Here is a 17,866-nt window from a genome sequence, read left to right as displayed (position 1 = left end):
ACACCGTTGATGTCCCCATGGGGGTTTCGGCGTTGTTCACTGTCCGCTGTTTCATTGACACTGAGCATTCGTTCGATCGCTGTGTGGTGCCCGGGACGGTGGTGGCGATGGGCCAGACCCCCAAGGAGTTGGAGCCGGCCAGGTCCGTGCTGCACTTCTTCGGCGCGGAAGTCCGTCGGCTGCGTCTCGGCCTCGGCATGTTCCAAGCCGACCTCGGCAAGGCCCTGTTCGTGCACAAGGATCTGGTCCGCAAGATCGAGACAGCCGAGCGGATGCCCTCCGACGAACTAGTCGACCAATGTGATCGGGTCCTCTCCGCCGGGAACGGGTTACGCAGACTTCTACCTATGCTCCAACGCGAGCGCACCTTGCGCCTGACGCGCGACACGACCAGTGCGACGGTCGGGTTCCGGTCCGCGGCAACCGATCGCCCGGTACTGGATTGGCTGTTGTCGTCCACGCAGGACGCCCGGCGCTGGCGTGCCGGTGAGGAAGGTCGGGCGGCGGCGGACCGGCTGCGACAGCTTCGCGGTGCCGACCATGTGCACGGGGCCGGACAGACCTATGCGGACGTCACCGAGATCTTCGGTCACCGACTTGATGTCCTGGCCACGGGAGCTCCGCGGGTGGCGACCGGATACCTCGAACTCGCTGGATACGAAGCCGTCGACCTGGGCGCCGATGGCTTGGCTCAGCAGCATTACCTGCGGGCCCTGGAAATCGTGACCCGATGCGGTGACCGCCTGTACGGGGGCTACCTCATCGCCGTGAGCCTCGCCCACCTCGCGTTGCACTGCGGCGACCCGGACCAGGCAGCCCGTCTCGCCGCCGCCGCGCTGCGCGGCATCGAACACCAAAGCACCCCCGCCGTACGGGCCGCCTTCCGCGCGGTGCTCGCCCGTGCACACGCCCGCCGAGCCGACCAGGCTGCCTGCGCCGCCGCGTTGCTGCAGGTCGAGGTCGATCTCGCCCGAAGCCGGCCTGCCGAGGAACCGGCCTGGATCGGATACTTCGGCGAAGCCGACCTAGCCGATGAGAAGGCGCACTGCTTCTTCGACCTCGGCCTGCACGAGCTGGCCCAACGCGAAGCCAGCCGGGCGGTCACGCTGCTGGAACCCCACCGCGTCCGTCGCCTGGCCATCGACACCGCGCTGCACGCCGCCTCCCTCGCGCGCAGCCGCCAGATCGAGCACGCCTGCGCCATCGCCCGCCAGGCGATAGACCACGCGGCCACCGTGGCGTCGTTCCGCAGCGCCCACCGCATCGTGCTCATGCTGGCCGAACTCCAGCCGTATGCCGACCGGGCCGACGTCCGGGACCTGACCGAATACGCCCGCACCCGGCTGCCGTCGCTGATCAGCTCGGAAGGGCCAGGCCGGCTTCCGTGAGCACCGCCAGATAGGCATCGAGCTCAGCGTCCAACGCCGCAGCCTGCGCGGCCGGCGCGGACAGATAGTGCCCGACATTCTCCAAGGTCAGCATCCCGGCCAGCAGCTTCCGCTCCTGCAGTGCCGTCGCCAACTGCGTCACGTCGCCGATCGGGGCGACGTCGTCCCGGCCGCCGTGGATCAGCAGCACCGGACGGCGCACGCGCTCGGGCGCCACGCGGGCGCCGTCATGGGCCAGGATCGCCGCGTGCGGTCGCTGGAACCGAGGTGCCGTGGTCGTCCACCGCTGCGGGTCCACGATCGCCGACCGCGCCACCGCCAGGCGGAACGGCCCGTCCTCGCAGGCCGCCCGCAACGCGGTGAAGCCGCCCGCGCTCGCCCCGGAGATGAACACCGCCTCCGGCATCGCCCGGCCCACCGCGAGCAGATGCAGAGTGACGTTGCGGCAGTCCTCGACATCGGAACGACCCCAGCTCCCGTCCAGAGCCTTCCGGAACGCCCGCCCGTAACCGGTACTACCCCGGTAGTCGACATCGACGACGGCGAACCCGCGGCTGGTGAAGAACTGCACTTCTCCGTCCAGCCGAAGGTCGCTGTGATACGTCGGTCCGGAGTGCGCTCTGACGATCAACGGTGCGGGGCGGACGTCGCCAGCCGGGGGATAGAACAGCGCGGTCACCTCGGCCTGCCCGGACCTGATCCGCATTATCTCCGGCACCGAGCCCGCGACGAGGTCACCGGGGCCGCGCCGGATCACCTCCACCCGAGCTGAGCCGTCGGTGGCGACCAGTGCGATCTCCGACGCTCGCGTCGGCGACGCTCCGATCAGGGCGATCCGGTCACCCATGGCGGCCAGGAACGGCTTGATCGAGGTGTACGGCGTCTCGACCGCCGCGACCCGGCCATCTGGCTCCACGATGACAAGTTCGTGCTCCGGCCCGCGCTGGACGATCACGCCGATCCGGCCGGACAGCAGCAGCGCATAGTTGGCGTAGCCGGACTCCCACGGCGCCGTCGCGCATTCGGCCGCCATCGGCGCCACCGCCTCGGTGCGCCCATCACGCCACCGATAGAGGTTCCACCAGCCCGTCCGATCGGACAGGAAGTACAGCGAGCCGTCCTGGGCCCACTGCGGCTGGACGACCGACTCGTCCGGTCCACCCGCCACCCGCACCGCCGCTCCGACACCGCCACCCGGCGCGTAATCGGCGACCCACACCTCACTGGAGTCCCACGGCATCACACCCGCGCCCCACTGCACCCACGCCAATCGCCTCTTGGCAGCTCGGGGCGACGCGAGGAACCCGTCGGTCGTCCGCAGGACGCGCAGCGCGCCGGTCGTGAGGTCGATCGCGACCAGTTCGTCGCCGCTGCTGTCTTCGCGAACGCACAGCAACTCGCCGCCGGACTGCGCCAGGTCCCCGTAGGTGTGCGCGGTGGCGGCCACCGCCACATCGCCGGCGATCTGCCCGGTGGAGCCGTCCACCACGGCCACACCGAGCGCGGGGAGAACCGTGTACGGCATCCCGCCGTACGCATGCAAGCTGCTGCCCACGCCCGCTTCCGGCAGACCGGAGATCCGCACTCCCGAAGCACCCGATGAGGGATCCCAACTCGCCACCACCGCGCGGCCGACCTCCGGCGAAGCCTCCACCCAGTGCAGCACGCCACCGGCGCTCGTGAGCCAGTCAATCGACGTGCCGGCCCGAGCCACCTGATCGGCTGTCAGTGCCAACCCCGCGGCGCTGTCCTCGATCACGTGCCGACCACCCCTTACGCGTCGACCCTGATCACAGCACGAACCCCGCCACCGGCGCGACCGCTCACCACCGAACGACTGATGCGGACACCGCCGGTGTCCACCCCGAACGTCCGGCGGCCACCCGGCCAGGACCACGTGAATGGAACCCATGACCTCACCGCTGTACCCGCCGCCAGGCTGCGGCGGTGAGCCCCCCGGTGAGCCCGCCCTCCAGGACCGAGGACGGTGATCTCCCATGACGGCCACCGCCCGCACGCCGGCCGACGTCAGGGGTCAATGCCGCTCGGGCCGGTGCCGCCCGGTAGACCCTCGTTCCGCCTTGCCCGATCAGGCCTCCCGGCCGAGCTGGTGCGACAGGGCGAGCTGGAGCGCCAGCCGCGCGTCCGGGTCGTCGAGCGCCGCGCCGAACAGTCGCCTGATTTTGCGCATCCGGTATCGCACCGTCTGCGGATGCGCCGGCAACGCCGCGGCCGCCGCCAGCACCTGCCCCTGGGCCCGCAGCCAGGCCAGCAGCGTCGCGCCGAGCACCTCCCGCTCGGCCGCACCGAGCGGCTCCAGCGGCGCCAGGCACCGCTCGGCGAGCCGGCCGGTCAGCCCGGGCTCCCACGCGGTGACCAGCGTGACCAGGTGCTCGTCGCAGCGCAGCAACGACTCCGCCGGCAGCACGCCCTCCTGCTGCAACTGCAGCGCCCGCCGCGACAACCGGTACGACAACCGGGCCGCGCCCAGCCCCACCGCCGGGCCCAGCGCCGCCCGCCGCCCGGCCAGCGCGGCGGCCACGTGCGCGACCCGGCCCGGGGTGGCCGGCTCCGGCAGGATCAGCCGGGTGGCGTCGTCGATGACCGTGGCGATCGTGCCGCTGCCCGCCCGCCGCGCCAGTCGCTCGCCGTCGGTGCCCTCCACGCTGAGCACCGCCACCGCGCCGGGCAGCGGCCAGCGGGCCGCGTCCGCGGCGGCCAGGATCGCCGCGGCGCCGGGCGGGCCGGGCTGGACGAGCAGGGTGATCAGTCGCCGCCGGGTGGTGTCCCAGTCCCGGGCGTGTTGGCGCTGCTCGTCGAGGTAGCCCTGGGCGGCGGCCCCGGCGAGCGCGTCGATGAAGCCGAACAACGCCGAGGCCAGCGCGTACAGCACGGTGGGTGGCAGCTCCCGCCCGACCAGGTATGCCCAGATGTCGCGACCGCCGAGGGTGAGGATCGAGCGCAGCGCGTCGACGCTGTGGCCCTCCCGGTATTCGGTGCGGCCCAGGCCGACGAACACCTCCCGGGTGCCGGTGAGGTCGCGGCCCGGCTCGGCCACCGCCCACACGAACGCGTCCACCGCCGTCTCCACCCCGAGGGTCAGCCCGCGCCCCTGGCCGCCGGTCAGCGACCTGCCCTGCCCGCTCATGGCCGTGCGGATCGTCCGCAGCACCCGGTCGCGCAGCGCCGGCTGCTCGGCCCGCAACCGGGCGCCGACCTCCGCCGGCAGCTCCGCCACGTGCGGTTCGAGCTCGGTGAACGCATCCGGCACGATTTGTCACCTCGGTGATAAGACACGGGCGTAAATCCGCCTCGATGGACCACCATCTTGGCATGAGGATGCCTAGCGTAGGGGCATGGACGCAGATGTGATCGTGGTCGGGGCGGGACTCGCGGGGCTGGCGGCGACGGCCGAGCTCGCCGACGCGGGACGCCGGGTGCTGCTGTTGGACCAGGAGCCCGAGCAGAGCCTGGGTGGCCAGGCGTTCTGGTCGTTCGGCGGCCTGTTCCTGGTGGACTCGCCCGAGCAGCGCCGCATGGGCGTCCGGGACTCGGTCGACCTGGCCTGGCAGGACTGGCTCGGCAGCGCGGCGTTCGACCGCGAGGAGGACCACTGGCCGCGGCAGTGGGCGCGGGCGTACGTCGACTTCGCCGCCGGCGAGAAGCGGGCCTGGCTGCGCGAGATGGGTCACCGGCTGTTCCCGGTGGTCGGCTGGGCCGAGCGCGGCGGCGGCGCCGCCGAGGGGCACGGCAACTCGGTGCCGCGCTTCCACCTGACCTGGGGCACCGGCCCGGGGCTGGTCGAGCCGTTCGAGCGGCGGGTGCGCGCGGCGGCCGAGCGGGGGCTGGTGCGCTTCGGCTTCCGGCACCGCGTGGACGGCCTGGTCCGGACCGGCGGGGTGGTCACCGGGGTGCGGGGGCGCACGCTGGTGGCCAGCGGGGTGCGGCGCGGCGAGTCCAGCTCGCGGGAGGAGTCCGGCGAGTTCGCGTACGCGGCGCAGGCGGTGATCGTCACCTCGGGCGGCATCGGCGGCGACCCCGACCTGGTCCGCAAGGCCTGGCCCGCGCGGCTCGGCGCCCCGCCCAAGCGGATGGTGTCCGGGGTGCCGGCGCACGTGGACGGCCGGATGCTGGCCATCACCGAGGAGGCTGGTGGCCGGATCATCAACCCGGACCGGATGTGGCACTACGTCGAGGGCGTGCGCAACTGGGATCCGATCTGGCCGCAGCACGGCATCCGCATCCTGCCCGGCCCGTCGTCGCTGTGGCTCGACGCCACCGGCCGCCGCCTGCCGGCGCCGCTGTTCCCCGGCTTCGACACCCTGGGCACGCTCAAGCACCTGATGAGCACCGGCTACGACTACAGCTGGTTCGTGCTGACCCAGAAGATCATCGAGAAGGAGTTCGCGCTGTCGGGCTCCGAGCAGAATCCGGACCTGACGAACAAGAGCATCCGCCAGGTGCTGAGCCGGATCCGGCCCGGGGCGACCCCGCCGGTGGAGGCGTTCAAACAGCACGGCGCCGACTTCGTCGTGGCGCCGACCCTGGACGAGCTGGTCGCCGGGATGAACAAGCTGGCCGCGGAATACGAGGGCCCGGACCTCGACCTCGATCTGGTACGCCGCACGATCGAGTCCCGCGACCGCGAGCTGACCAACCCGTTCAGCAAGGACGCCCAGATCACCGCGATCCACGGTGCCCGGCGCTACCGGGGCGACAAGCTGATCCGGGTGGCCACGCCGCACCGGCTGCTGGACCCGGCGGCCGGCCCGCTGATCGCGGTCCGGCTGAACATCCTGACCCGCAAGACCCTCGGCGGCCTGCAGACGGACCTCTCCGGCCGGGTCCTGACACCCGGCGGGGAACCGCTGCCGGGCGTGTACGCGGCCGGCGAGGTGGCGGGCTTCGGCGGCGGCGGCATGCACGGCTACAACTCGCTGGAGGGCACCTTCCTCGGCGGCTGCCTCTTCTCCGGCCGCACCGCCGGCCGTGCGGCAGCAGCCGCTACCGCCTGACTGCCGGCTCAGTCGGTGGGCGGTTTCGCGGTGATCTCGCCCGGGCTGGCCGGCGGCGGGCCCTGCTCCGGGGGCTGCACGAGGGCGGCGAGCCGGGCGAAGTTGACGCTCCAGCCCACGCCGAACCCGTGCGGCACCACCACCTTGGGGTTGTCGGCGTCCCAGACCGTGCGGAGCAGCTTCTCCGCCGTGGGCGGGCGGAAGTCGTAGGGCACGCCCCCGACGTCGCCGTGCCACTCGCGCTCGGGGGCGGGTTTGTCGAGCTCGCGGGCGACAGCGGCGGCCGCGACAGCGCCCGCGGCGACGGCGGCGAGCCGAGCCAAAGCGAGAATCATGCGCCGATCCTACGACCCGCCGGCTGCGGGCGCCGGTGGCACACAATGGCGCGGTGGATCACATCGGGCGGTGGGTGCGGATCGCGGTCGGGATCACCGGGCGCGGTCCGCGGGAACGGCGGCTGCGGGCGGCCGTGGCCGGCCGGACCGTGCTGGTCACCGGCGCCTCCGAGGGCATCGGCGCGGCCACGGCCCGCCGGCTCGCCGCGGCCGGCGCCACCGTGCTCCTGGTGGCGCGCACCGTCGATCGGCTGGAGCGGGTACGCGAGGAGATCGTGGCGGCGGGCGGGCGCGCCTTCGTACACCGGGCCGATCTGTCCTCGCCGGAAGCGGCCGCCGCGCTGGCCGCGGAGCTGCTGGCGCGGTATCGCCGGATCGACGTGGTGGTGAGCAACGCCGGCCGGTCCATCCGGCGCTCGGTCGCCGACACCGCCGACCGGTTCCACGACATCCAGCGCACGATGAGCCTGAACCACCTGGGGCCGGTCCAGTTGCTGCTGGTGCTGCTGCCGGCGATGCGGGCGACCGGCGGCGGGCACATCGTCAACGTCTCCACGGCCGGACTGGCCATGACCACGCCGAACTGGTCGGCCTACCACGCCTCCAAGGCGGCGTTCGACACCTGGCTGCGCAGCGCCGCCGTCGAGCTGCGGCGCGACCACGTCAAGGTCAGCACGGTGTACTGCAACCTGGTCCGCACCCGGATGAGCGCGCCGACGCCGCGGTACCGGCGGGTCCCGGCGATGTCGGCGGCCGAGGCGGCGGAGATCGTGTGTCGCGCGGTGGCCCATCGCCGGTCGTGGTGGCCGTGGTGGGCCCGGCTCGGTGCGATCGCGTCGGCGGCGCTGCCCCGTACCGTCGAGCGGGCGCTGACCGCCGGGGTGTGGGCGCTCGACGCCGTCGAGCCGCTGCGGGTGCTGGCGGCGGCCGGCCTGTGCCGCCCGGGCCGGCTGGTGCGGCTGCTGCGCGCCGGCCGCCGGCACGGGCGCAGCCTCGCCACGGCGCTCGCCGCCGGACCGCCCGCCGGGCTCGCGCTGGTGGACGCGGACGGACCGGTCACCTACCCGGAGCTGGACGCGATGGCCGATGCCTGCGCGGCGAACGCGGCCGGCGGGCTCGGCGTGCGGGCCGGCGACCGGGTCGGGCTGGCCTGCGCCGGCCACCGGGGCTTCGTGGCGGCGGCGATCGGGCTGGCCCGGCTGGGCGTCGACGTGGTCCTGCTGCCGCCCGACCTGCCCCGCGACCGGATGGCCGAGGTGCTGCGCAGGGAACGGGCCGGCGGGCTGGTGCACGAGCCGGGCGCGGCCACCGCCGACCTGCCCGCGATGGCCTGGCCGGAGCTGCTCGCCGGCCGCCCGGACAAGCCCGCCGCGCCCCCGGCGACGCGGCAGGGGCGCACGTTCGTGCTGACCTCCGGCACCACCGGGGTGCCACGCGCGGTGTCCCGCCCGATGACCCTGCGCATGCTGCTCGGCCCGGTGACCACCCACCTGCGGCTGACGCCGGTGCGCCGCGGCGAGCCCATCGTCGTGGCAACCCCACCGCACCACGGCTACGGCCTGACCTACCTGTCCGCCGGTCTCGTCCTGGGCGCCCCGGTGGTCCTGGTGCCCGGCGGCGGCCCGGACCGGATCCTGAGCGCGGTCGCCGAGCACCGCGCCGGCCTGTTGTTCGCGCTGCCGATCCAGCTGCGCCGGATCTGCGACCTGCCGGCCTCGCGGTGGCCGGCCGTCGACTCGCTGCGCGGCGTGGTCAGCGGCGCCGCCCCGTTGACCGCCGACCTGTGCGAGCGGCTGCGCGACCGCTTCGGGGATCTGACCTTCAACATGTACGCCACCACGGAGGCGGGCTGGGCGGCGATGGCCACACCGGCGGATCTGCGGGCGGCACCCGGCACGGTCGGCCGCGCCCCGCGCGGGGTGCGGGTCCGGGTCGTCGAGCCGGACGGTACGCCGCTGCCGCCGGGCCGGATCGGCGAGATCCAGGTCCGGGGCTGGCAACCGGACGGGCGGTGGCTCGCGACCGGAGACCTCGGCCACGTCGATCCGGCCGGCCGGCTGTTCGTCGACGGGCGGCTCGACGACATGATCGTCTCGGGCGGGGAGAACGTGTACGCCGGCCCGGTGGCCGCGATCCTCACCGGCCACCCCGACGTGGCCGACGCGTTGCTGGAGCCGGTCGCGGACGCGGAGTTCGGCCAGCGGCTGCGGGCCACCGTGGAGGTCCACCCCGGCCGTACGCTGACCGCCGACCAGCTGCGGGAGTGGCTGGACCCGCGGCTGTCCCGGGCCGAGCGGCCGAGCGAGATCACCGTCGTCGCGGCGCTGCGCCGCACGGCGACCGGGAAACCGGTGCGGGACCGGTGACGGCGGCCCCGGTCGGCCGGTAGGGCGCCGGCCGACGGCTGCTCGCGCTGGACCGGCTCGAGGACGGAAAGCCGCACTGGGCGACGGTCAGCGGCGACGGCCGCGCTATTTGGCTACCGCCCCCTTTGGGCGGCCATGGAATCCGCCGCGCGTCAGCGGGCGTCTGACATCGGCCGGCACAAGGCCGGGCCGTGGGACGGGCGCGGATTCGGTATCGTGCGGATCTTCGTCCCGCCGCATCGATCGTCATCGGGGAAACTGTGTCGCCTTCGCTCCGTTCCATGGTTGCCGCTGTCGGCGGCACCGTCCTCGCCGTTGCCTGCACGTCGGCCCTCGCCGGGCCCGCTCAGGCCGCCGCGACCGGGACCGTCAAGGTCACCGGCGCGAGCACCGTCGCCTTCACCGCGGCCGGCGGCAAGGTCAACCGGATCGTGGTCACGGTCTCGGGGCGGAAGGTCACCGTCGACGACACCGTCGCCGTCAAGGCGGGCAAGGGCTGCAAGGCGGTCAAGCGCGACAAGACCAAGGTGACCTGCGCGACCACCAGGGCGATCGTCCGCGTCACGGTGTCGCTGGGCGACCGGAACGACACCGTCGCCGCCAAGGCCGGCGTCGCCGTGACCGTCTCGGGCGGCGCCGGCGCTGACACCCTCACCGGCGGCAGTGCCGGCGACATCCTCAACGGAGGGGCGGGCGACGACCGCATCGCCGGCGGCGCCGGGAAAGACGTCCTCACGGGGGACGCCGGCTGGGACGTGCTCAACGGTGGGGCGGGCGACGACAAGCTCACCGGCGGTGGGAACGGCGATGAGCTGGTCGGCGGTGCCGGGACGGACGTGCTCGACGGCGGGGCGGACCAGGACCGGTTGACCGGCGGCGCCGGGAACGACGTCCTGCGCGGCGGTGCGGACATCGACGTGCTGGCCGGCGGCCCCGGCGCGGACTCCCTGAGCGGCGGTGCCGGGGCGGACTGGGCGACCTATGCCGACCATCGCAACGCCGTGACCGCGGACCTGGACGGCGCCGCGGGCGACGACGGCGAGCGTGGTGAACGCGACACTGTCGGCGCGGACGTCGAGAACCTGGAGGGTGGCACCGGCGGCGACACCCTCAGCGGCAACGGCGCCGAGAACCAGATCTCCGGCGGGGCGGGCAACGACACGATCGCCGGCGGCGACGGCCCGGACACCCTGGACGGCGAGGCCGGTGCCGACGTCATGGTCGGTGGGGAGGGCCAGGACCAGGTGCGGTACGGATCGCACCGCGGCCGGGTCACCGCGGACCTCGACGGGCAGCCGGGCGACGACGGCGAGCGGGGCGAGGGCGACACCATCGCCGCCGATGTGGAGGACATCGAGGGTGGCCTGGGCAATGACATCCTCACCGGCAACGACGCCACCAACCGGCTCGAGGGCAACGACGGCGACGACGTCCTCGACGGCGGGGGCGACTACGACCTGCTCGAGGGCGAGGACGGCAAGGACCGGCTCACGGGCGGCGAAGGCGACGACGACCTGGACGGCGGCGCCGGCGCGGACACGCTGAACGGTGGGCCGGGCCGCGACAAGGCGTCGTACTACCGCCGCACGGCGGCCGTCGTCGTCGACCTGGACGGCGCCACCGGTGACGACGGCGAGGCCGGCGAACACGACACGATCGCCACGGACGTCGAGGCCGTCGAGGGCGGCGCCGGCAACGACAGGCTCACCGGGAACGACGGCGACAACGGGCTGTACGGGGGCGGCGGCAGGAACATCATCGTGGGCGGCGGAGGCGCCGACCTGCTGGGCGGAGGCTACGGACCGGGCGCGAACACCGTCTCCGGTGGCGCCGGCGACGACCGGATCTGGGGCGGCAGCGGCAGCGACACGCTCTCCGGCGACGCCGGAGACGACTTCCTCGACGGCGACACCGGCGCGGATGTGCTCAACGGTGGGCCAGGCCGGGACCTGGTGTCGTACTCGCAGCGCTCCGTCGCGGTGACCGCGGACCTGGACGGGGCCAGGGGCGACGACGGGGTGGCGGGCGAGCGCGACACCATCGCCGCGGACGTCGAGGACCTCGAGGGCGGGTCCGCCAACGACACGCTGGCGGGCAACGCGGGCGGCAACAAGCTGCGGGGGTGGTTCGGCGACGACACGCTCGCCGGGGGCGAGGGCGACGACGACATCGACGGCTACTACGGCCGGGACACCGTCCGGGGCGACGGCGGCGACGACATCCTGCGGGGTGGTCCCGACAACGACGCTGTGACGGGCGGTGCCGGCGATGACACCATGCGAGGCAGCGAGGGCGACGACGTCCTGCGGGGCGACGCCGGCAACGACACGCTGCTCGGCGACCATGAGATCGACCTGGTGAGCGGCGAGGGCACGGACATCCTGTGGGGCGGTGCCGGCGACGACACGTTGTCGGGCGGCGCCGGCGACGACACCCTGCACGGCCAGAACGGCACCGACGCTCTCTCCGGCGGACGCGGCGACGACGTCCTGCGCGCCGAGCCGGGCACCCGACTCGCGGAGGGCGAAACACCCGGAAGCGACGACGTCAAGGACGGCGTGAGAGGCGGCACGAACACCACCGCCACCCCGGGCGACAGCTGCTTCGTCCGGGCCGGCGGGACCACGACCGGCTGCGAAACCATCCTGCTCGACTAGCCGGGTCGTCGGCCGAGCGGGCCGAGAGGCTAGTTTGCTCGGATGAGTCTCCTTGATGACGTGGCGAAGCGTGACGGCTGGCGGTGCTGGGTGTGCGACGAGCCGGTCGACGCCGACAGGTCGGTGAACGATCCGCGTGGTCCCAGCGTCGACAGCCGCACCGCCGACCGGAAGGCCAAGGTCGCCGAGCGGCTCGCGCACCGCGCCTGCAACACCCGCAAGGGCGCGGTCAAGGTGGTCATCGCCTGGCCGGACCGGCTGCACGTGGTGGAGCCGGCACCGTTGATCGCCGTCGCCGATCGCCTCGAACGCAAGGGCGGCCGCGAACTGGTCGCCCGGTGCCCGAGCAAGAAGGACGCCCAGGAGGCGGCGGACTGGCTGGTCGACCGGTTCTCCCGGCTGGTGCCCGGACTGCCGGTGACCGCGAGCGTCGACGCGGGCGGCGGCCAGTTCCTCGTCGCCCTGGCCGCGGGCCGCCGCTGACCCGGAGGCCGCACGGTACGCGGGTGGCCCTCAGTCCACCCGCGCACCGCGGGGTATCCGTGGGTGAGGCTCGTGGGCGGTCAGCCGGCAGCTGACGGCGCGGGGCTACCGAGCACCTTCGTCAGACCCGGCCGGATCTCCTGAAGCTTGGCGGAGACGGGTTCGGTGAACCATCTGCCGTACAGCGTCAGGTAGGTGCCGTCGGTGATCATGTTGTCGATCTGCTCGTCGAGCGCGTTGACGAGCGCGGTCTTTCCCTTGCGGACGGGGAAGGACGTGCCCTGGGTGCTGTCCGCCCTGGCCGCGATCTTGAGCGTCTTCTCGCGGGACAGGTATTCCTGTGCGTCAGGACCGCCGACCACGAACGCGTCGATTCCGCCGGACAGGAGCTGGCCGACTGCGGAGGGCTGGTCCTTGAACTTGACCACGATGGCACCGGGAACGTTGGTGTTCGCGAATGTCTCTTGCACGGAGCCGCTGACGACGCCGACCCGCTTGCCCCCGAAGTCCGGCAACGCGGCCGCGGCGTTGTCGGTCTTGGTCATGACCGCCGTGAAGCTCCAGAAGTAGGGCCTGACGAAGTCGACGCTCTTCTTACGTTCGTCGGTCGCGCCGACCCCGGCCACCCCCATGTCGTATTTGTCGGCGGTCAGCCCGGTGAGAATGCCCTGCAAGTTGGTTATCTTGTAGTCGACGCGGAGCCCGAGCCGGCGGGCGGCTTCCTCGGCGAGGTCGATCGAGAAGCCCTTCGGGCTGCCGCCCGCGTCGGCGAAGGCGAACGGTGGCTGTTCGGACTGCGTACCGGCGGTGATCACGCAGGGTTCGATGAGCTGGTACGGGTTTCCCGCCGGGCAGCCCGCGGCTGACGTGCCTTCTGCGGCCGGGTCTGTGCCGCCGCAGCCGGCGAGGGTGGGCAGGCTGACGATGACCGCCGCGGTGAGCAGGGTGAGTTTGCGAAGCTTCACGGGAGACGTCCTCTCGGAATCATGGTTCACAGGATTTGGGCGAGGAAGCGCCGGAGTCGTTCGTGCTCCGGCGCTTCGAAGATCTGAGCGGGCGTGCCGGACTCGGCGATCACGCCCCGGTCCATGAACACGACGCGCTGGGACGCCTCCCGGGCGAAGGCCATCTCGTGGGTGACGACGAGCATGGTCATCCCGGACCCGGCGAGGTCGCGCATGATGGCGAGCACGTCCTTGACCAGTTCCGGGTCCAGCGCCGAGGTCGCCTCGTCGAACATCATCACGGCGGGTTCCATGGCGAGGGCCCGGGCGATGGCGACCCGTTGCTGCTGCCCGCCGGACAGCCGAGCCGGGCGCTGCCCCGCCAGGTGCGCGAGCCCGACCTCGGCCAGCCGCGCCTGCGCGATCTCCTCGGCCTGCTGCCTGGGCAGACCCCGGACGCTGCGCAGCCCGACGGTCACGTTCCCCAGCACGCTCATGTGGGGAAACAGGTTGAAGTGCTGGAAGACCATGCCGATGCGAGCACGGGCCCGGTCCACGTTCACACCCGGGTCGGTGAGGGCGGTGCCGTCGAGGATGATCCGGCCGCGGTCCGGCTGTTCCAGCAGGTTCGCGCACTTGAGAAGCGTCGACTTGCCGGATCCCGAGGCGCCGATGATGGACACCGTCTCGCCCCGGGCCACCTCGAGTGTCACGCCGCGCAATACCTGGACCGGCCCGTACGACTTGTGGATGTTCTCCAGAGTGATCATCGGGGGCTCCCGGGAGTCGCGGCGAGGTCGACCGGTGTGATGTCGTCGAGCGGCGTGTGCCGCGCTGCCCGGCCATCGCGCAGCCGCCGGTCGAGCCAGTTCACGAAGTAGGTGAGCGGCACGGTGATCGCCAGATAGCACATGCCCGCGGCGATCAGGGGTGAGGAGTTGTAGGTGCGGGCCACTTCCTCCTGAGCGATGAAGAACAGCTCGCGTTGCCCGACGCCCAGGCCGAGGATGTAGACGAGGCTGGACTCCTTGACGTCCTTGACGAACTGTCCGGTGATGGCCGGCAGCACCCGCCGGATGCCCTGCGGAATGACGACCAGGCGCATGGCCCTGCCGTAGCTCATGCCGAGGCTCCGCGCCGCTTGCATCTGACCCGGCTCGACGCTCTGAATGCCGGAGCGGAAGATCTCGGCGAGGTAGGCGCCGGAGATGATCCCGATCGCCAGGACCGCGTAGCCGAAGGCTTCCCGACCGAACGGCCGGAACCCCGAAGCCGGCAGCCCGATGCCGATCAGCATCACCGTGAGGAGTACGGGCAGGCCACGGAAGACATCGACGTAAACCCGGGCCGGAAACCGCAGCCACCAGCGCTTGGACAGCAGCAGCACGGCCATCGCCATGCCGATGAACACACCGACGACGATCGACAGGAACGCGATGAGCAGGGTGTTGCGCAAACCCTCGGCCAGCAGCCGAGGAAAGGTCTCCATGATCACCTCCCAGTTCAGGAAGGTGCGCACGAACGGGTTGTCGTTCATCGGTAGGCTCCCAAACGCATCGAAATGGGCCGGTAGGCGGGCAGCCGACTCGCGCGTGAGTCCCGTCGGCGGGTGGCTCGGGCTACCAGAAACGTGAGCGGCAGAGTGATCGCGAGGTAGCAGGCACCAGCGGCGACCAGCGGTGAGGCGTTGTTCGTACGGGCGGCTTCCTCCTGGGCGATGAAGAACAACTCCCGCTGCCCGATGCCCAACCCGAGCACGTAGACCAGGCTGGACTCCTTGACATCCCGCACGAATTGGCCTGCCAGCGCTGGCAGGCACCGCTGGACGGCCTGCGGGACGACGACAAGCCACATCGCCTGCAGCGGCGTTCCACCGTCCATGCGCGCGGCGTGCACCTGGCTCGGCTCGACGCTCAGGATGCCGGACCGGACGATGTCGGCGACATAGGCGCCGGAGACGACGCCGATGGCGAGCACCGCGTAGCCGAACGCCTCACGGCCGAATGGCCGCAGGCCCGCCGCGGGTAGACCGACGCCGATCAGCATCACGACGAGCACCACCGGCAGGCTCCGGAGTACGCCCACGTACGCCTGAGCCGGGAGCCGCACCCACCAACGCTTGGACAGCAGCAGTGCGGCCATCAGCACGCCGATCATGAGACCGACGATGATCGCCAGGAACGCGACGAGCAAGGTGTTGCGCAAACCCTCGGCGAGCAGCCGTGGGAGGGCCCGCGTGATCGTCGGCCAGTCGAAGAACTGGCCGATCACTGGTATCCCCTCGCAGGTTCGCCGACGGCGTCGCGAAACTCGCCTCGCGCGGCGGTGAGGAACTCCGTGTCGCCCAGCGCGTCGAGCGCGGTACGCGCGATGGCCACTGCCATGAGCGCGGTCCGGTCGTGAGCCTCGGGCCCGCCGGCTGCATCGCGCATCTGCTCCGAATGGCCGGGCGTGTCCCGCTCGGCGATCTGGAGGTACGGGTGGATCACCGGTATGGCCTGTGACAGGTTGCCGATGTCCGAGGACCCGGCCGGGTTGGTGGGCGACGGCGGCTCAAGGTCGACGCCGAGTTCGCCGAGGTAGCCCGCGCAGCGGTTCGCCAGGGTCAGGTTGTGGATCCGGCCGGCGTACTGTGGCGCGGTCTCGAAGATGTCGGCCTTGCAGCCGGTGGCGAGCGCGGCGCCGTTGGCCGCGTCCGTGATCCGGGCGATGAGATCGGCCAAGCCCTCGGCCGTCGTGTCGCGGACGAACAACGCGGCCTCGGTCAGCGCGGGCACGACGTTCGGCGCGTCCCCACCGTTGGTGATGATCCCGTGCAACCGGGCGGTCGTCGGCGCGAACTGGCGCATCATGTCGACCGCGGTGAGAAACAGTTGGACGGCGGCGAGCGCGCTGCGCCCGTCCTGCGGATTCTTCGCCGCGTGCGCGGCCCGGCCGTGGAACCGCAACCCCAGATGCGCCGCGGCGAGGGCGTGCCGGGCGACCAGCCCTCGGTCCGCCGGGTGAAACATCAGTGCCGCGTCGACGTCGTCGAACACGCCCGCCTCCAGCATATGAATCTTTCCCCCGCCGCCTTCCTCGGCAGGTGTGCCGATTGCGAGCAGCGTGCCGGGGTGATCGGGTTGGGCCCTGGCAGCCAGGATGGCGGCCAGCGCGCCGCCGGCCGCGATGAGGTTGTGACCGCAGCCGTGCCCGAGGCCCGGCAGCGCGTCGTACTCCATCAGCACCGCCACCGTCGGGCCCGGCCGGCTGCCCTGGTGCCTCGCCACGAACGCGGTCTCCAAGCCTCCCGCCGGACATCCGACGGCGAAGCCCTCACCGGCCAGCCACCGGGTGAGTTCCGAAACGGCGTACCGCTCCTCGAATCGGACTTCCGGCCGGGCGTGAATCGCCAGGCTGATCCGATCCATCGAGGGCCGGTACGCGGGCAACAACCGAAGTAGGTCATCCATCACAGCGGTGACGCTAGGGCTGCCGGGCCGCGGCACCACGGCGATTACCGCGACCCCGGCAACCTTCATTGACGTGCGACCCCAGCCGTGCGTAATACTCACCCATGGCGGTAACCGTGATCGTCGACAACCTGCCGCCCACAGCGGTGCGGGTCGGTCTGTCGCCGCTCGCCGAGCTGACTGCCCACCTGCACGCCCACACCGAGCGCGAGCATCATCCGCAGGCTCGGCCAACCGACGAAGTGGCCCTCGACCCCGGACTGACCGAGCAGATGCACCGGTGGTCCCCGCTGTGGTCCGCATACCAGGCGCGGTTCCTGCTTCCCGCCGGCCCGAGACTCGGGCGGCCCCTCGCCGACGAACTCGCCGACCTCGCGGGCCTTCCGCTGGCGCTCTTCGTCGAACACGCCGGGTACGCCATCCGCAGCGGCAACTCCGGCCCGCCGCTGGACCGCCTCCTCGACGACGCCGAGCAACAGCGGCAGCTACGCCGGGCCGCCCGGCTACGCTCGACCAGCCGCAGGGAGCTCGCCGAGCAGCTGCTGGACGCACCCACCGCGTTCCGGGCAGACCTGCTGGACTTCCTCGCCCGATACGCTCAAGCCAGCTTCGACGCCGAGTGGCATCGCCGGCAACCCCGGCTCCAGGCCGAGGTGCACCGATTGCAGATCCGGATTCGCGACCGGGACACAGCCACCGCGCTGGCCGAACTGAGCCCCAGCGCGACCGTACTCGACCGGCCCCGCCGGGTGCTGCTGGACAAACTGCACAGCGGCATCATCCGGCTCGATCAGGCACCCTGCCTCGTCGTCCCGTCCCACTACTGCTGGCCGCACCTGCTGGTCAAACACGAGCAGGGCTGGCCCATCGTCATCCAGTACGGCATCCAGGCCGCACGTGACTCCGCCGAGCCGTCGCTCGCGCTGCTGAGATCCCGGCTACAGGCCCTGGCCGACCCGGCCCGGATCCGGCTCTGCCGGCTGATCGCCCGGGAAGCGCTCACCACCCTCGACCTCGCCCAACGCAGCGGCATGACCGAACCACAGGTCTCCCGCCACCTACGCCAGCTACGGGACGCCACCCTCGTCCGCCCGGAACGCGACGGCCGGCTGGTCCACTATCAACTCGACCTGGAAGCGATCCGCAACCTCGGCCTCGACCTCGAACACGCGATATACCGCTGACCACCGCGGGTGGCCTGCCGGTGACCGCGGGCGGCGGCCAGT

At 72.3% G+C, this 17,866-nt stretch carries 14 protein-coding genes; 6 read left to right on the top strand and 8 right to left on the bottom strand.

Annotation, left to right across the window (positions count from 1 at the left end):
• Positions 1-107: 107 nt before the first annotated feature.
• Positions 108-1,388 (top strand): helix-turn-helix transcriptional regulator, encoded by a 1,281-nt coding sequence (locus DMB66_RS03475; protein ID WP_125802525.1) that lies wholly within the window; start codon positions 108-110, stop codon positions 1,386-1,388.
• On the opposite strand, the gene DMB66_RS63450 is transcribed toward DMB66_RS03475, so the two are convergent.
• Positions 1,357-3,147 carry a prolyl oligopeptidase family serine peptidase gene (locus DMB66_RS63450; protein ID WP_233624266.1) on the bottom strand — a complete coding sequence of 597 codons (1,791 nt, stop codon included), beginning with the start codon at positions 3,145-3,147 and terminating at the stop codon, positions 1,357-1,359. The genes DMB66_RS03475 and DMB66_RS63450 overlap by 32 nt on opposite strands.
• Positions 3,148-3,477: 330 nt before the next feature.
• The gene (locus DMB66_RS03465; RefSeq protein ID WP_125802524.1) at positions 3,478-4,659 is read right to left on the bottom strand and encodes a helix-turn-helix domain-containing protein; all 1,182 of its coding nucleotides are present in this window, start codon (positions 4,657-4,659) and stop codon (positions 3,478-3,480) included.
• An 85-nt stretch (positions 4,660-4,744) separates the two neighbouring features.
• Between DMB66_RS03465 and DMB66_RS03460 the strand changes: the two genes are divergently transcribed.
• Positions 4,745-6,403 carry an FAD-binding dehydrogenase gene (locus tag DMB66_RS03460; RefSeq protein ID WP_125802523.1) on the top strand — a complete coding sequence of 553 codons (1,659 nt, stop codon included), beginning with the start codon at positions 4,745-4,747 and terminating at the stop codon, positions 6,401-6,403.
• Between the two features lie 8 nt (positions 6,404-6,411).
• Here the strand turns inward: DMB66_RS03460 and DMB66_RS03455 are convergent, their stop codons facing one another.
• A complete protein-coding gene (locus DMB66_RS03455; RefSeq protein ID WP_199751866.1) occupies positions 6,412-6,738 on the bottom strand; it encodes a DUF5808 domain-containing protein in 327 nt (108 codons plus the stop codon).
• Between the two features lie 53 nt (positions 6,739-6,791).
• Here DMB66_RS03455 and DMB66_RS03450 point away from each other — a divergent pair, with 53 nt between their 5' ends.
• The 3 genes from DMB66_RS03450 to DMB66_RS03440 all read left to right on the top strand — a co-directional run bounded on the left by DMB66_RS03450 (position 6,792) and on the right by DMB66_RS03440 (position 12,244).
• Entirely contained in the window at positions 6,792-9,104 is a 2,313-nt protein-coding gene (locus DMB66_RS03450; RefSeq protein ID WP_125802522.1) for an SDR family NAD(P)-dependent oxidoreductase, read from the top strand.
• A 281-nt stretch (positions 9,105-9,385) separates the two neighbouring features.
• On the top strand, positions 9,386-11,761 hold the full coding sequence (locus tag DMB66_RS03445) for a calcium-binding protein (protein WP_125802521.1): 2,376 nt from the start codon (positions 9,386-9,388) through the stop codon (positions 11,759-11,761).
• Between the two features lie 42 nt (positions 11,762-11,803).
• Positions 11,804-12,244: a hypothetical protein gene (locus tag DMB66_RS03440; protein WP_125802520.1), complete on the top strand. Its 441-nt coding sequence runs from the start codon at positions 11,804-11,806 to the stop codon at positions 12,242-12,244.
• An 80-nt stretch (positions 12,245-12,324) separates the two neighbouring features.
• Here DMB66_RS03440 and DMB66_RS03435 read toward each other — a convergent pair whose 3' ends face one another.
• From DMB66_RS03435 to DMB66_RS03415, 5 genes are read right to left on the bottom strand one after another with little or no spacing between them, the layout of a single operon-like run.
• On the bottom strand, positions 12,325-13,209 hold the full coding sequence (locus DMB66_RS03435) for an ABC transporter substrate-binding protein (protein ID WP_199751863.1): 885 nt from the start codon (positions 13,207-13,209) through the stop codon (positions 12,325-12,327).
• 26 nt (positions 13,210-13,235) lie between these two features.
• On the bottom strand, positions 13,236-13,958 hold the full coding sequence (locus tag DMB66_RS03430; protein ID WP_125802519.1) for an amino acid ABC transporter ATP-binding protein: 723 nt from the start codon (positions 13,956-13,958) through the stop codon (positions 13,236-13,238).
• On the bottom strand, positions 13,955-14,725 hold the full coding sequence (locus DMB66_RS03425; protein WP_125802518.1) for an amino acid ABC transporter permease: 771 nt from the start codon (positions 14,723-14,725) through the stop codon (positions 13,955-13,957). The genes DMB66_RS03430 and DMB66_RS03425 overlap by 4 nt, the downstream gene beginning before the upstream one ends.
• Positions 14,722-15,459, bottom strand: a complete 738-nt coding sequence (locus DMB66_RS03420) for an amino acid ABC transporter permease (protein ID WP_199751861.1) — start codon at positions 15,457-15,459, stop codon at positions 14,722-14,724. The genes DMB66_RS03425 and DMB66_RS03420 overlap by 4 nt, the downstream gene beginning before the upstream one ends.
• Positions 15,456-16,640, bottom strand: coding sequence for an amidohydrolase (locus DMB66_RS03415; protein WP_125802516.1), 1,185 nt, complete (start codon positions 16,638-16,640; stop codon positions 15,456-15,458). The genes DMB66_RS03420 and DMB66_RS03415 overlap by 4 nt, the downstream gene beginning before the upstream one ends.
• 104 nt (positions 16,641-16,744) lie before the next feature.
• Between DMB66_RS03415 and DMB66_RS03410 the strand changes: the two genes are divergently transcribed.
• Positions 16,745-17,824, top strand: a complete 1,080-nt coding sequence (locus DMB66_RS03410; RefSeq protein ID WP_125802515.1) for a DUF5937 family protein — start codon at positions 16,745-16,747, stop codon at positions 17,822-17,824.
• Positions 17,825-17,866: the final 42 nt, after the last annotated feature.

Source organism: Actinoplanes sp. ATCC 53533, assembly GCF_003947245.1.
Note: the sequence above shows the minus strand (reverse complement) of the source record. Positions and strands in the feature narration are given on the sequence as shown.